We start from the raw sequence: 15,469 nt of genomic DNA, 5'->3' as shown, positions 1-15,469 counted from the left end.
ATCATTAATTATAAATTGTTTAAAATAAATATATAAAATTTTATTAGATATAATAATTATCAATGATTACAACATGCTAATATATTGCAAAGCTTGAATAGTGCCCTGGCACCTACATTGGCGTTCCACTCTGTATCACCAACACCTACTTCTACCAGGTCAAAGCCGATGATTTGTCTCCCGGTTTTTAATATTTCATGGAACAGGTAAAAGACCATTTCCAGTTCAAGTCCTCCCGGAACAGGTGTTCCTGTATTAGGGCAAAGTTTAGGATCGAGCCCGTCAATATCAAAGCTGATATGTACTTTCTGAGGTAACCGGCCAATTAGTTCATCCACAATATTTTTAAAAGTATCTCCCGTAAATAGTCTTTCCTTCATGTCCTGGTCGAAGTAAGGAATAACCCTTCCGTTACTATTTTGAATATACTCCCATTCATCCTGGCTGATATCTCTGAGTCCCAACTGTACGATGCTCCTGATCTGGGGAACTTCGGTCAGTGCATTATACATAATGCTGGCATGTGAATAGGTAAAGCCTTCATAAGCTATTTTAAGGTCGCAATGGGCATCTATTTGCAAAATCCCATATTCCTCATGTTTTTCTGCAAGCGCCTTATAGAGGCCCAATGGAGTGCTATGGTCACCTCCCAGCAGTCCTACGAGTTTGCCATTATCTAAATAGGTTTTTGCCTGTTTATACACCCAGTCATTCAGGTAATGGCCGCCAGCATTAATTTCTTTGATGGTTCTGCACATAAACTGGTTGGCCCCAAGTTCTTCTCCGCGGGAAATATAATCTATATATAATTCAGCCTCTCTTCTCAAATAGGAGCTTTTGAGCTGTAATTGCTTATCAGCGGGAGTTATATAAAAACCTCTTTTCCAGGTATCAGGGAACTGGGGATCGTACAAATCTACCTGCATACTGGCTTTACAGATAGCTTCGGGAGCTTTTGCGGTTCCCGATCCGTAACTTACTGTAACTTCCCAGGGGACACTCATAATGACCAGTTCGGCATTTTCTTCAGTACTGGGCAGGCCGAAAATATTATTTTCAGGGTTGCTGACGGCGTTCTGATCGAAATTTTTTAAGTCTAACATCGCTCAAAAAATATTTAAAAGGGGTGCAAGATACATTGTTTATGTTTAAAAAGCTATAAAGAGGACATGGAGGTACTGGTCAAATGCATCCGATTATGAAGGTTTCTTATATTGTTCCTTGCAGCGTTTCATCATAACTGCCCTTACTTTTATAATTATTTCAGTTTTTCAGACTTTTTGCCTGGTTATTTGTAAATCCATAGGAACGCAACGATTACAAAGAAGGTACAGCATCTACGTTAAAATCTGGAAAAGTGGACTGAACAAAATGATTGCGGGCTTATAATTTAAAGATGTGTTTGCATGCCCCAACTACAACATGCCAGCCATTACCATTCGCGCAGATACGAATGGGCTATACATATTTCAGCTTATAAAGAGCTGCATCTGCCAGGTTCAATTTGTGTGCCCGACCGGGCATAGAGAAACTGTTCTTTTTGAAACCTCGATTAGTTTGATATCTTTGGGCCATTTGTTACGAAAACAGGGGCGGAGTGAGAAAAACTTATTTAAGAAAATATCACAGTTTTTTAAGATTTAAAAGAGACTTTACCCGTTACAGCATTAAAAAAGTCAAAAGCTATGAGGTACTGCTATATTGGTTGAAAAGCCATATGAACAGAACCCAGTTTCTCATTCTTTCAGGTATTTTGGTGGGCTGTACAGCAGGTCTTGCCGGTGTAGCTCTTAAGGCCCTTGTTCATTATATTCATTACCTGATCACACATAAGATACACTTTGAATACCAGATTCTTTTTTACATAATATTTCCTTTTCTGGGTATTGTGCTTACTACGGCAATTGTACTTACCTTCTTTAAAGGGCAGGACCGAAAAGGCATTGGAGCTATTCTCTATGAAATTGCCCGTAATTCGAGTATTGTTTCTCCGGTAAAAATGTATTCACAAATAATACAGAGTGCCGTAACGGTGGCTTTTGGTGGTTCGGCAGGTCTTGAAAGCCCTATTGCAGTTACAGGATCTGCCATAGGAGCAAATTTTGCTCAAACCTATAAGCTGAATTATAAAGAAAGGACCTTACTGTTGGCCGCAGGAGCTACAGCAGGTATTGCATCCGCTTTCAATGCACCTATAGCAGGAATCATGTTTGCATTTGAAATATTATTAACGGGTGTTGTTTTCTCAGATTTTGTTCCTTTGGTTGTGGCAGCCGTTTGTGGTAGCCTGGTATCGAAAATAATATTACAGGAAGATGTATTGTTTCGTTTTCATGCGCGCGAGCCATTTAATTATAACAATATTCTTTTTTACCTGGCGTTAGGCCTGCTTACTGCATTTTATGCCAGGTATTTTGTTGTGGTAGCTCAAAAAGTAGAACATTTTATAAAAAGGCTTCATCTTTCAAAAATGAAACGGGCTATGGCAGGAGGTGCGGCGCTCTCTATATTATGCGTTTTACTGCCACCTCTTTTTGGTGAAGGCTATGATGTGATCAAGTCTTTCACTAATGGTCATGTTCAATTTGTGATCAATAATAGTTTCTTTCGTTATATTGAGTTGAAGGATTGGTCGATTATTATTTTCCTGGCACTTATTTGCCTCCTTAAAGCCTTTGCGACACCTATAACGATCTTCAGTGGTGGTAACGGGGGTAATTTCGCACCATCTTTATTTGCAGGGGGAACATTAGGTTATCTCTTTGCCCAACTCTGCAAACTTATGGGCTTGAGCCACGTACCAGAGACCAACCTGGTGCTGGCGGGCATGGCAGGCGTAATGAGTGGCGTTTTGTATGCACCTCTAACTGCTATATTTCTGATCGCTGAATCCAGTTTTGGATATGATCTGTTTATTCCGCTGATGATTGTATCTGTGATTTCTTACCTGGTGGCTAAACGCTTTTCTCCCGTGTCTCCTGACTTAAAAAAACTGGCCGACGAAGGAAAGATTTTCACCCATGAACATGACAGGAATCTTATTACAAGACTTCAGATAGTTGATATGATTGATAAAGATCCACAGATCATTTCGATCGATGCCTCTATAAATAAACTGCTGGGTATGGTAAAAACAGGCAGCAAGAATGTTTTTGCCGTTGTAAATGAGGCAGGCAAATTTTCAGGTATGATAACTATAGATGATTTAAGGCCTGTGATTTTTGCCAGCGATCCCGAATCTTTTAGCATTTCCAGCCTTATGAAAATGCCTCCTGCAATAGTGTATGAGAATGAAGATATGCTGGAAGTTGTTGAAAAGTTTGATACAACAGATGCCTGGTACTTGCCCGTACTTAATGCGCAGGAAAAATTTACCGGTTTTATATCTAAACCGACGCTTCTTATTAATTACCGGAAACAGTTGCAAACTTACTCAGAATAACATTTCCGTTGAAACTTTACGGAACTACCGGATCTGGCCTCATACCAATTAAATGCTGGCTGACAAATCTCTGATTGGGTCGTACACGGGATGGGCCACCTGACACAATATTGTGCGGTTTTTTTTTGTGCTGTTTTAGCAGGTGCGGAAAAAAATCCACATATAAGAGAAACAGCGGGAAAAAATCTGCCAGGCAGAAGGGAAAAGTAAGGTATAGTCTATGCTTATTGCTCATGGCTTTATTATTGATCAGCAAATGCTGTAATACACGTTTTAATAAGCGAAGCGATACACCGGGTAAAGCAACTCTCTGGTAGCGTTTATTAGCCTGCTTAACGGTATTGCTATACAAGGTACTCTTCAAGAGAACTTTTACCTATATTATGAAGTGATATGTTCTTTATATGAATAACCATTGTTTTAAAAGAATGATATGAACAGAGACGGGGCAATGCAAAGTGCATGGCAGCCAGAAATAAGACGGTTCGATGAGCCTTCGGCTATTGCAGACATATATGATGTAGCCATTGTAGGCGGAGGGATCACCGGTATTACCTGTGCTGAAAAACTGCAGGCATCCAATAAAAGCTGCATTGTGCTGGAAGCATATAATATCGCTTATGGAACAACCGGTGGCACTACAGCACACCTTAATACTTTTTTTGATTGCAGCTATGATGAGGTTATTAAAAAGTTTGGTTTATCCCAGGCCTGCCAGCTTGCAGAAGCGGGAAAAGAAGCCATCGCAGCTATTAAAGCAAATGTTCGGAAGTATAATATAGACTGCGACTTTGAAGAAAAGGAAGCGTATCTTTTTGCAACTCACGAATCACATGAAAAGAAGCTGGACCGTATTATAGAAAGTGGCCAGCAGGCAGGGATAGACATCAGCAGAAGCACTAAGATCGTTTTTCCCATTCCCTTTAAAAGCCAGGCCAGGATCAGCGGTCAGGCTCAGTTCCACCCGGTCAGATATATCCGTGCGCTGGCATCGGCATTTGTAAAAATGGGCGGTACCATCCTGGAAGAGGCAAGGGTGCAGGAAATAAAAGAACACGATAATACTTTAACGTTAGATACTTCAAAAGGCAATATCAGATGCAGGCATGTTATTTATGCTACACATACGCCTCCGGGCGCCAGTTTTCTTCACTCTCGCTTAATTCCGTGGCGCAGTTACGTACTGGCTGTAAGGCTGAAAGAGACTCATTATCCTGATGCTCTAGGTTATGACCTGAACGACCCCTATCATTATTACAGAACCCATACTATTAACGGGGAGAAGCTCTTAGTAGCCGGCGGGAAAGATCATAAGACCGGACACGGGGAAGATACAGAACAAGTATTCAGGGAGCTGGAGAAACATGTTCAATATTATTTCCCCATCGACACTATTGCCTATAGCTGGTCTTCGCAATATTACGAACCGGTGGATGGTTTACCTTATATAGGACGTTTGCCCGGCGGATCCGGCCGGGCCTATGTTGCTACCGGTTATAATGGTAACGGGATGATCTTCGGAACCCTTGCGGGATGTATGCTCACTGCGCTGATTAATGCCCATGAGCATCCGTATCAGTCTTTGTTCGACCCATCCAGAATAAAGCCTTTGGCAGGCTTCAGTAAATTGGTAGCGCAAGGTGCAGACTTTGTTTCCCATTTTATAAAAGGTAAGCTTCCTGCTGAAAAAATCCGAACATTGGTTGCAATTAATCATAACGAGGCAAAAGTTGTAAAATACGATGGTAATTCCTATGCCATGTATAAGGATAATGGTGGCGTATTGCATGCGATCAATAGTATGTGCTCTCATGCCGGGTGCCATATTGCCTGGAACAGTGCTGAGAAAACCTGGGACTGTCCCTGCCATGGGTCCAGATTTAGTATAAACGGAAAAGTTATAAATGCACCAGCAGTAAAAGACCTCGAGCGCGTTAACCTTATAGAACCTTCAGGAAATGATGACAGCATACTGATGCCATCAGCAATAAGCTAACCTTATTTTCTTTATGAGGAAATAATTACACTCCTCTAAAACTCTGTAGAACAATGTTCCCCGTATTTACATGAAAACAAACTACGACACAGGTACAATGCTGCTGTAATACCTAACGCTTCCTGAATAAGTACTTAAGGCACAGGAATTGTTTAAATGATTCATTGATATAGTTTTCTTTAAGCCCTGTTGTATCCCTATATAATAATATATATCAATGACCCAATTCATTCATATGAAAATGCAAAAAACAGATTTAATCGTATTCTCTCATTTGAGGTGGTATTTTGTTTATCAGCGGCCTCAGCATCTGATCAGCCGGTTCACCGATGTTTATCGCACTATATACATTGAAGAGCCTGTTTTTGTACAGGACGACGATAATTACGCTCTTTGCTATGACAGTTCAGGAGTTATTATCATTACTCCCGGCATTAAAGAAGAGGGTACAAGAGATGTGAGCCAGGTAATGAAAAATATTTTACAGCAACTGTTTGCTGATCTTAACATCACCGATTATATTTTATGGTATTATACACCTATGGCGCTGCCGTTTAGCAGGCAGCTCGCTCCTGTATTTACTGTATATGATTGCATGGATGAACTCTCCGCTTTTAAATATGCACCTCCTGAATTGTTGCGCCTTGAAGAAGAATTGTTGTCGAAGGCAGATATTATTTTTACCGGTGGAACCAGCCTGTATGAACACAAAAAAAAGCAATCCCATTCGAATATTTATTGCTTCCCGAGCAGTATAGACAAGTGCCACTTTAATAAAGCCCGGCTATTACAATCCGATGCTCCTGATCAAAATAAAATACCCTACCCCCGCTTTGGATTTTTCGGAGTAATTGATGAACGTTTCGATATCAACCTCATTAATGAGGTGGCACAGCTCAGGCCGGATTGGCATTTTGTTTTAATTGGACCTGTAGTAAAAATTGATGAAGCCTGTTTGCCTAAGAGAGAAAATATTCATTACCTGGGGCAAAAGAAATACGAAGAACTGCCAGCCTATATCAGCTGCTGGGATGTGGCCATATTGCCTTTTGCTATAAATGAATCTACAAAGTTTATCAGTCCTACTAAAACACCCGAGTACCTGGCTGCGGGTAAGCCTGTTATTGGAACGCCTATACAGGATGTGGTAGAGCCATATGGCAGGCTAGGCTTTGTGCGTATAGCCGGTAACGCGCAAGAGTTTATTGCGTGTGGAGAAGAAGAGCTATACGCTGACAATATTTACAGATCTCAGAGGATAGATGCCTTTCTGGACACCATGTCCTGGGATATTACCTGGTCGGCTATGCATGACCTGATGACTGAATCAATAAAGTTTAATTAAATTATACAAATATGTTCGATTACCTGATAGTGGGATGTGGTTTTGCCGGTAGTGTGCTGGCGGAGAGATTAGCTTCTCAGCTTAACAAAAAAGTTTTAATTATCGATAAAAGAAATCATGTAGGCGGTAACGCTTTTGATTATTATAATGAGCAGGGTATTTTGGTGCATAAATACGGCCCTCATATCTTTCATACCAATTCCAAGGAAATATTTTTATACCTGGGCCAGTTCACCCAATGGCGCCCTTATGAACATCATGTGCTGGCCAGCGTTGACGGGCAACTGGTACCGGTGCCTATTAACCTTAATACAATTAATGCACTTTATAACCTGAACCTGGATACCTCTTCTGTTGAAACTTACCTGAAAAGCCGTTCAGAGCATGTAGTATCTGTTGCTACGGCCGAAGACGTGGTAGTAAACAGTGTAGGAAAGGACCTATATGAAAAGTTCTTTAAGACCTATACCCAAAAACAATGGGATATGGATCCCTCAGAGCTGGACTCATCGGTAACTGCCCGGGTACCGGCCCGTTATAACAGGGATAACAGGTATTTTACAGATACTTACCAGGCCATGCCTTTGCACGGATATACTAAAATGTTCAACAATATGCTATCGCATAAGAACATCCATATCATGCTAAATACAGATTATAAGGATGTGAAGGATAGTTTACCTCACAAGGCTACGATTTTTACAGGGCCTGTAGATTATTTTTTTGATTATTGTTATGGAAAACTGCCCTACCGGTCAATTGATTTTTCTTTTGAAACATTGGAAACAGAAAGTTTTCAGCCTTGCGCTACGGTTAATTATCCGCAGACAAATTTATACACAAGAATTACAGAATTTAAAAAGCTCACAGGTCAGGTACATCCTAAAACCACTATTGTTTACGAGTATCCTACAGATAATGGTGATCCTTATTATCCTATACCAAGGAAAGAAAACCAGGCCCTGTATAACAAGTATAAAGCGCTGGCCCAATCCTTTCCGAATGTGTATTTTACCGGCCGCCTGGGCACTTATAAATATTATAATATGGATCAGGTGGTGGCACAGTCGCTCACTTTGTTCAAAAAGATGGCATCTATGCAAAAAATACCGTTTCAGGAGTTTACAAACGGAAACCATAAGCTAAACGGATTTAATCACAAGCTATGATCCATGTCAGCCCGTTTAAAAGCTTTTGGATGGGAGGGTATGAGTGTTGTGATATGATTAACCGGTATGGGAACCGGGCAGATCTTTTAACCCTTACCGGACATGACAGCCAGCTAACTGGAGATTATGGGTTGTTGGATCAGTTTGGCATCAAAACAATAAGAGAAGGTATCAGGTGGAGCCTGGTAGAACAATATCCCTACATTTATAACTGGCAGTACACTGAACAAATGATCCGCATTGCAGGTGAGTCAGGTAAGCAGATCATTTTTGACCTTTGTCATTTTGGGCTGCCATCAGATATTACACCTTTACATCCGCACCTGACCGCAAGATTTGTAGCCTTGTGCAGGTCTTTTGTTGAAATGTACAGGCGCATCAACAAAGAAGGGCCGCTGATTGTTACACCTATTAACGAAGTGAATTTTATTGCCTGGCTGGGCGGAGAGATGGCCGCAACAAGTCCATATTGTACGGCTAAAGGTTGGGAAGTAAAATATCATTTAATGCAGGCCTTTATTGAAGGCGTGCAAGCGATGAAAGAAATGGATCCGGCTATTATTATTCTGACTGTAGAACCGCTCGTTAATATTGTTGCGGATGGAGATGATGCTGATACATTAAGTATAGTGCAACTAATGAACAGCTATCAGTATCAAACGCTGGAAATGCTTACAGGGCAAATTTGCCCGGAATTGGGCGGACGGCCCGAATACCTGGATATCATTGGTTTGGATTATTATTATAATTGTCAATGGTCCTATCCTTTCAATCATATTCTTGACTGGAAAGCGCCTGATAAGCAGTTAGGTTACCGTAACTTAAGTGACCAGGTAAAGGAAGTGTATGAAAGATACCGCAGGCCAGTTGTGCTTACTGAAACCAGCCATCCGAAAGAAGACCGTCCTCTCTGGATAAAAAATGTCACGTCTGAATGTGTAAAGATCCTCTCACAGGATATACCGTTCTGGGGTATCTGTATTTATCCGCTGATCGACCGACCCGACTGGGACTTTCCGTCTCTGTGGCATCGTTCGGGTATTTGGGATATTGACGAGACCCATGAAAGCCTGCCGCGTACGTTATATGAGCCTTATGCACATGCTATAAAGCAATGCCAGCTGCAGCTGTCTCCATTTATTAACAGCGCCTCTTTGCCCATTACTATATAATCTCCGTTAAGAACACCTATACCAGGCCATTCTACAGCGATCATTGAAGCAAGATTTCTTTCTATGCTTGTATATACTGGTTGTAATTGAATGTTGATAGCGCTAACTGTGGATACATTTACACAGGAGCTACCGGAGAAGCGCATTTTTTTACACTGGCTAAAAAAGGAAACCTTTCGCTATCCTGTCTTTGAAGTACTGCCAGCAAACTTAAGGTACTGATCTTCAATAAAAATATTTATCCTTTTCAGGTGCAGTCAATACCGGTACATCAATTGCTTTTATTATCTAAAATTACTCACCTAAAAATGATTTTATGAAAAAGAACAACGAATCGCAAGAGAAAGATCAGAAATCTGAAACTACTGCTCATTCCGGCCAAAACCGAAAAGACGGTAAATCTTCTCAAGAAGGAAGCTCCAGGCAAACAAAGGGAAGTAAAGACACTGATAAGACCGCAAAGGGAACGTCCCGAAAAGATTAGTTTTAATGGGGATCGGAGCTTTATGTTTTCGATCCCCTTTAAGATTGAACAATAAGACCCGTAGCGTGTTTACTGGATCCCAGGGCGTAAAAAGATCGTAACTGCACCATATCATATTGGTATTGTATTTGATCTTGAAATATAAAATAAATATATGGAAGACTTCAATGTAACCGACTTACCCGATTCGGAAAAAGATAAAAAAGAGTTAAGACCTGATAAGGCTGTAATAGATTTACCAGATATAGAAGATATTGACGGGCAGGAAAATGTGAAACCTCCGGAAAGCAGTCAGGCTGAAAACCTGACCATCGCCTCTGATGATGAGGAAGGTATCGGCGTTATTGACGTGGACGAAACAGATCAGCTGACAAATAATATATCTGATGTTACACAAGAGGAGCGGGAACTGCTCAAAGCATCGGAAATGATTCATACTGCGGATGATGAAGATCTGGACCGAGCCGGGTTGGATAATGAAGATTTTGAAGGGGAGAAATTAAATGAACATACCGACAGAGACGGAAAAGACCTGGACGTGCCCGGCGAGGAGGAAGATGATGCTGATGAAGACAGGGGTGAAGAAGATGAAGAGAATAACGAATACAGTCTTTCTGATAATAAATGATCTGTTAAGGCTCCTTATACGTCACACTTAAAATAGGCCGGGAACAAAAAGTTCCGGCCTTTTATATTATTGGTCTTGGCATAAAAAAGCTGAGGTGCCTTTTCCACACGTTGTGTTGCAATATTTGCCGCTTGTCCTGATCTATATTCCAACAGTACCCGGTAATTTGTTAAAAGAAACATTTTTATTGTTGTCTTTATGCGTCTTTTCAGGGGCAGCAGGTAATTGGCTCATTGCTTGATTTATACCAGGAAGGATATTCAATTATTTTAAACTTAAAATTTATTTTCTATGAAAGCAAAGCAAAGTTCCAGAAGCAGCCGGGGCAATCAATCAGTTAATTCCGTATTCGAAGAAGTTTATAAGCTGGGTTATAAGCACGGTTTTGATGATGCCAACAAAGACGATGACTATGACGATGATTTTTCAGAGTATGAAGATGAATATGATGATTATGAAGTAACAGAAGGTCATGACCAGGGTGAAGATGATTATGATGACGAAGATAATGAGGGAAATGAAAATGAGCAGGAGCCTGGAAGGGGCCAGGGCAATCGTGGGGCATCAGGAGGAAGGAATAGCTCATCGGGCAGAAGCGGATCTTCTTCATCGGGGCGCAGAGGTAATAGTGGCTCATCTGGCAGCTCTTCATCAAGCGGAGGGTCAAAAAGAGGCTTTGCGGCTATGAGCAAGGCACAGCGTACCCAAATTGCAAAAAAAGGCGGCAAAGCATCTCATGGCGGTAATACCGGTTCCGGAAGGGGATCCAGAGGGCAGCGTTAAAGCATTTTTGTAAAAAAGAGGGTATAATGCCCCCTAAATCAATTCACTTATAAAGCTGTATAATGGAAAAGGAAAAAAAAGAAGAATTGCGTCCCGGACAGGTGCAGGAAAAACCGGGAATCGAGCAGGATATGCATCCGCAACCTCAAAGCAGTCCCCGGCATTATGAAGGCGGGCGGCTGGAAGGTAAGGCTGTATTGATCACAGGTGGAGACAGCGGCATTGGTAAGGCAGTCGCTTTATTATTTGCTAAAGAAGGAGCAAAACTGGCAATTGTTTACTTAAATGAAGACGAAGATGCAATAGCCACACAACAGCTCATTATTTCAGAAGGAGGCTATTGCAAACTGTTGCGAGGCGATATCAGCCAAGAAGAAGAATGCCGGAGAGTAATTGAAGAAACAATAAAAGATCTTGGCAGCCTGGATGTGCTGATCAATAATGCCGCAACACAATGGGATCAAACTTCCATTGAAGATGTTAACACAGAGCAGTTGCTGAAAACTTTTTATACAAATTTCTTCTCCTGTTTCTGGATGTCGAAATACGCACTGGGATATATGAAAAAAGGGAGTTGTATTATTAATACTACTTCCGTGACTGCGTACAGGGGCAGCCCTTCATTAATAGATTATGCAGCAACGAAAGGTGCTATTGTAGGCTTTACGAGGAGTTTGGCCGGTAGCATTGTAAAAAGAGGGATACGGGTAAATGCAGTAGCTCCGGGCCCTGTATGGACTCCTTTGATCGTTTCTTCTTTCGACAATGAAAAGGTGGCCACTTTCGGAAGCGATACACCCATGGGCCGGGCGGGAGAGCCTAACGAGATTGCTCCCTGCTATTTGTTCCTTGCTTGTGAAGATGCCAGCTTTATGACCGGGCAGGTATTACACCCTAACGGGGGAGAAATTATTAACGGATAATTAAAACAATATATTATGAAACAATATTATTTTAAATTGGCAGGAATGATGCTGTTTATAGGGGCGATCATGCAGGCTTGCAATACAGCGCCGGATAGCAAGAAAGCGGCTGAAGAATCTAATGAAGAAAAATTCAGTAAAAGGGATACCATTGCAGGCCCTTCTTCGAATGTACTTGAAAAAGATGCAGATTTTGCGGTGGCTGCTGCAGACGGCGGCAGAATGGAAGTAGAGCTGGGTAACCTGGCTCAGAGTAATGCCGGTTCGCAGAATGTAAAGGATTTTGGAATGATGATGGTTCAGGATCATTCTAAAGCTAATGACGAGTTAAAGTCACTTGCAGCAGAGAAAGGTATTACACTTCCTGATTCTCTTAGTAATGAAAAAAAGAAAAAGTATGAAGAGCTTAGCTCACTCACCGGCAACCGGTTCGATAAAAAGTATATGTCCTTCATGGTATCTGATCATAAGGAAGATATTGACCAGTTCCGTAAATATGCGGATAATGGTGCCAATGCCGACCTGATGCAATGGGCCTCGGACAAGCTTCCTGTATTAGAGCTGCATCTTCAGCATGCCCGGCAGATAGACAGTACTATAAAGAAGTCGAGATGATTTTATCAATGGGCATTCTTGTAGTGCCGCTTTTTTAAAAAGTTGTAATACCTCATCGTTTCAATAAGCATTCCAGGAGCAGATGGCCTTTCAGTAAATTTTGTGATTTACCGGACAGGCCTTCTTCTTATTTATACCGAGCATTACTTGCACTGGTTTTTCAGATGTGTTTAATCACGTTAGCTAATTCCCCTGCTGAGCTTTTTCAAAAAATGAGGGCATACTCTCCTGTGCAGCTTCTTCAATACTTTGCAGGCAACCATGTTTTTACACATAAATGATGGAATGCAGATATTAAATAAAATAAAGAGGAGCCATTTATAATCAAAATGGCTCCTTCACAGGGCAGGTAAAAAAATTATTAAAAACCGGACCGTCTTATTCTGCTGTTGCCTGCTCGTTAATAAAACTTTCTGCAATTTTTGTAAGCGCTACATCTGTGCTTTTTTCATTGTCTAATGTTTGCTGTAATAATTCTGCAACATCTGTATGTCCCATTTGCTGTGCAAATGCGTATAGTGTTCCGTAAGTTGCAATTTCGTAATGCTCTACTTTTTGGGCAGCCAGAATCAAGCCTGCATCCCGGGTAGAAGAATCGCTTTCGGTATCCGATATGATTTCTTCTGCCTCTTCTGTCAGGCCTTCCATTGCTTTACATTTTTCAGCAACCGCTTTTTCTTCTAAAAGCTCAAAAATTTCTTCAAGTGTTTCTGCATGTCTTTCAGTTTCCTGTGTATGCTTTTCAAATGCTGCAGCCAGTTCACTACTGGTACTGGCCTTTTGCATCTTGGGGAGCGCCTTGGACAGGTGTTTCTCTGCCCAGTAAATATCCTTGAGCTCATCTACAAAAAACTGGTGAAACTCACTGTTTCTCATTTTAGAAGAAGGAGCAGAGGACTGGGCTGCCGTGCTTTTTGGGGATGTGCCTGTTTTGTCTGAATTTGTTTGTGCCATAATTTTTGTTTTTGAAGTTCGAAATACAAAAGAACGTTTCTAAGTAAATGTATATGATAAGAGTAATGCTGTCCTAAGCTTGCAGGACACACTTTTCTTTTTGCTTTTTAGATAAATGCCAGGCCCGTGAGTATATGTATGTATTTCATCAGGACTTTGCCTTCTTCCTGGCAGCTGATTTTTTAGGAACACTGGCTCCTTCTTCACGCGCTTCTGAAAGTCCTATTGCAACGGCCTGTTTGGGATTGGTAACTTTCTTACCACTGCCACTTTTTAATTTACCTTCTTTCATTTCATGCATTGCCTTTTCTACTCTGTCTCCGGCTTTTTTCGAATACTTTGCCATAACATTTATTTTTGTTTAGTACTTATTATTCAAAAGGCTTGCCAGTTAACGTTAATATTGTTCATACCAAAGCGAAATTTGTTTACCGATCGCATTCACCAGCTTTTGAGGCTTTACGTTGCTCATTCGCCACCCGTTCCTGGTACATCGTGTAATGCCCTGGTATTACCGGCCTGTCGCTTGGTAACGGAAAAGGTGATATCCCACATTGGTCGGGGGTTATCTTCTTTCCTGCCATACACCGCTATCATCATTCCGTTTATGACTGCGCCCTACCTGCATGCCGGTATAAATCTTTCCTTTATATTCTTTAAAGGCATTATAGTCATTTCCTGCTTTGCTTCGGCCTGTTCTTTTCCCGGTCTTTCCTGTCTGTGGCATGTTGTCTTTTTTATTTCACCATATCAAAAATGCTGCCTTTTTGTTTAACGCCAGGAGCAGATGTCCTGGTTTATTTTTCATTGTTTTTGAGCGGGATTAAATAGGATACAGAGGAAAAAAAGGGTCACTCAGGCAGGAAGATGTGCAGAAAAGGCAACACTTTTTTTATGATATCTTGCCAGCAGCGGTTAAAGAAGAAGTGGCTTCATGTTTGAAAATTAAAGAGAAAACGTTTCTACATGATCACAAAAAAAAACAGGTACCGTGTATTTACCTGGCATGTGCATGGGTCTTATCTTTTTTATTTGTCGCAAGGGCCGTTTGAGCTATTTATTCCTGTTAAACAGCCTATAGAAGAAGGCTATTACGGCAGGGGTGCTACTTTCCCCTTTGGGCCTAATGTGCATGAAATACCAGTGGAAAAGGTGAAGGATATGGAATTTGATGTAGTGCTGTTTCAGTCTGCACGTAATTACCTAAAAGATCAGTTTGAAATCCTTTCTCCCCGGCAAAGAAAGCTGCCCCGGATCTTCCTGGAGCATAACACACCTCACGATGCTGCTGTAAACACAAAGCACTGGGTGGATGATCCCGGTATTATGCTGGTGCATGTTACCCATTTTAACAGGCTGATGTGGAATAATAACCGCACACCTGCTATTGTCATTTCGCATGGCGTTACAGATTCCCGAATCTCTTATAAGGGTGCGCTGCCAAGGGGATTGGTGGTGATCAACCATCTTAAAAGCAGGGGCCGTACCCTTGGGTGGGATATTTATGATGAAGTACGACAGAAAATTCCACTTGACCTGTTAGGAATGGGAAATGGCAGGGATGGTATAGGCGAAGTGCTTCACCCGCAGTTACCGATGTTCAGGAAAAACTATCGTTTCCTTTTTCACCCGGTACGGCATACCAGCCTGGCGCTGGCAGTTTGCGAAGCTATGATGCAGGGGATTCCGGTTATTGGGCTGGCTACTACTGAACTGGTTACAGTGATCGAAAATGAAAAAAATGGTTTTATTCATACAGACATCGAATACCTGAAGGGAAAAATGGCACTCCTGCTAAAAAATCCACGCATGGCAAAAAAGATCGGTGCTGCCGGAAGAGAAACGGCGTTGCGCATGTTTGATCTGAACATTTTTTTACAGAACTGGGAGCTGGCATTTGAAAAAATAATTTTTAAAAAAGAGATACCCGGGGAGGCTCTTTTATACGCTTAAATTTT

At 41.4% G+C, this 15,469-nt stretch carries 16 protein-coding genes; 11 read left to right on the top strand and 5 right to left on the bottom strand.

Translation table 11 applies throughout. From position 1 onward, the window contains the following. Positions 1-59 precede the first annotated feature (59 nt). Positions 60-1,103 (bottom strand): agmatinase family protein, encoded by a 1,044-nt coding sequence (locus ACYVBM_RS06175; RefSeq protein ID WP_460684760.1) that lies wholly within the window; start codon positions 1,101-1,103, stop codon positions 60-62. 494 nt (positions 1,104-1,597) lie between these two features. On the opposite strand from ACYVBM_RS06175, the gene ACYVBM_RS06170 reads away from it, so the two are divergent. Next, positions 1,598-3,442 carry a chloride channel protein gene (locus ACYVBM_RS06170; protein ID WP_460684759.1) on the top strand — a complete coding sequence of 615 codons (1,845 nt, stop codon included), beginning with the start codon at positions 1,598-1,600 and terminating at the stop codon, positions 3,440-3,442. Positions 3,443-3,458: 16 nt separating this feature from the next. Here ACYVBM_RS06170 and ACYVBM_RS06165 read toward each other — a convergent pair whose 3' ends face one another. Beyond that, complete coding sequence (locus tag ACYVBM_RS06165) at positions 3,459-3,806, bottom strand: hypothetical protein (RefSeq protein ID WP_460684758.1); 348 nt, start codon at positions 3,804-3,806, stop codon at positions 3,459-3,461. Positions 3,807-3,875: 69 nt separating this feature from the next. Between ACYVBM_RS06165 and ACYVBM_RS06160 the strand changes: the two genes are divergently transcribed. The 9 genes from ACYVBM_RS06160 to ACYVBM_RS06120 all read left to right on the top strand — a co-directional run bounded on the left by ACYVBM_RS06160 (position 3,876) and on the right by ACYVBM_RS06120 (position 12,557). Continuing rightward, entirely contained in the window at positions 3,876-5,438 is a 1,563-nt protein-coding gene (locus tag ACYVBM_RS06160; protein WP_460684757.1) for an FAD-dependent oxidoreductase, read from the top strand. A gap of 217 nt (positions 5,439-5,655) precedes the next feature. Continuing rightward, positions 5,656-6,783 carry a glycosyltransferase gene (locus ACYVBM_RS06155; RefSeq protein ID WP_460684756.1) on the top strand — a complete coding sequence of 376 codons (1,128 nt, stop codon included), beginning with the start codon at positions 5,656-5,658 and terminating at the stop codon, positions 6,781-6,783. Between the two features lie 11 nt (positions 6,784-6,794). Continuing rightward, the gene (gene glf, locus ACYVBM_RS06150) at positions 6,795-7,952 is read left to right on the top strand and encodes a UDP-galactopyranose mutase (protein ID WP_460684755.1); all 1,158 of its coding nucleotides are present in this window, start codon (positions 6,795-6,797) and stop codon (positions 7,950-7,952) included. After that, the gene (locus tag ACYVBM_RS06145; RefSeq protein WP_460684754.1) at positions 7,949-9,124 is read left to right on the top strand and encodes an amine oxidase; all 1,176 of its coding nucleotides are present in this window, start codon (positions 7,949-7,951) and stop codon (positions 9,122-9,124) included. Before glf ends, ACYVBM_RS06145 begins: the two co-directional genes overlap by 4 nt. 316 nt (positions 9,125-9,440) lie before the next feature. Further along, entirely contained in the window at positions 9,441-9,608 is a 168-nt protein-coding gene (locus tag ACYVBM_RS06140; protein WP_460684753.1) for a hypothetical protein, read from the top strand. A 154-nt stretch (positions 9,609-9,762) separates the two neighbouring features. Next, positions 9,763-10,236 (top strand): hypothetical protein, encoded by a 474-nt coding sequence (locus ACYVBM_RS06135; RefSeq protein WP_460684752.1) that lies wholly within the window; start codon positions 9,763-9,765, stop codon positions 10,234-10,236. 291 nt (positions 10,237-10,527) lie between these two features. Then, positions 10,528-11,019 (top strand): hypothetical protein, encoded by a 492-nt coding sequence (locus ACYVBM_RS06130; protein ID WP_460684751.1) that lies wholly within the window; start codon positions 10,528-10,530, stop codon positions 11,017-11,019. 62 nt (positions 11,020-11,081) lie between these two features. Then, a complete protein-coding gene (locus tag ACYVBM_RS06125; protein WP_460684750.1) occupies positions 11,082-11,942 on the top strand; it encodes an SDR family oxidoreductase in 861 nt (286 codons plus the stop codon). 15 nt (positions 11,943-11,957) lie between these two features. Continuing rightward, a complete protein-coding gene (locus ACYVBM_RS06120) occupies positions 11,958-12,557 on the top strand; it encodes a DUF4142 domain-containing protein (RefSeq protein WP_460684749.1) in 600 nt (199 codons plus the stop codon). 378 nt (positions 12,558-12,935) lie between these two features. Here the strand turns inward: ACYVBM_RS06120 and ACYVBM_RS06115 are convergent, their stop codons facing one another. From ACYVBM_RS06115 to ACYVBM_RS06105, 3 genes are all read right to left on the bottom strand, one after another. After that, complete coding sequence (locus ACYVBM_RS06115) at positions 12,936-13,511, bottom strand: YciE/YciF ferroxidase family protein (RefSeq protein ID WP_460684748.1); 576 nt, start codon at positions 13,509-13,511, stop codon at positions 12,936-12,938. Between the two features lie 148 nt (positions 13,512-13,659). After that, a complete protein-coding gene (locus ACYVBM_RS06110; RefSeq protein ID WP_460684747.1) occupies positions 13,660-13,857 on the bottom strand; it encodes a DUF6496 domain-containing protein in 198 nt (65 codons plus the stop codon). A 219-nt stretch (positions 13,858-14,076) separates the two neighbouring features. Further along, the gene (locus ACYVBM_RS06105) at positions 14,077-14,238 is read right to left on the bottom strand and encodes a hypothetical protein (RefSeq protein WP_460684746.1); all 162 of its coding nucleotides are present in this window, start codon (positions 14,236-14,238) and stop codon (positions 14,077-14,079) included. Positions 14,239-14,477: 239 nt separating this feature from the next. Between ACYVBM_RS06105 and ACYVBM_RS06100 the strand changes: the two genes are divergently transcribed. Next, positions 14,478-15,464 carry a glycosyltransferase gene (locus ACYVBM_RS06100; protein WP_460684745.1) on the top strand — a complete coding sequence of 329 codons (987 nt, stop codon included), beginning with the start codon at positions 14,478-14,480 and terminating at the stop codon, positions 15,462-15,464. Positions 15,465-15,469: the final 5 nt, after the last annotated feature.

This window comes from Niabella aquatica (genome assembly GCF_054779315.1).
The sequence above is the reverse complement of the archived record's forward strand: the minus strand, read 5'-3'. Positions and strand labels throughout refer to the sequence as shown.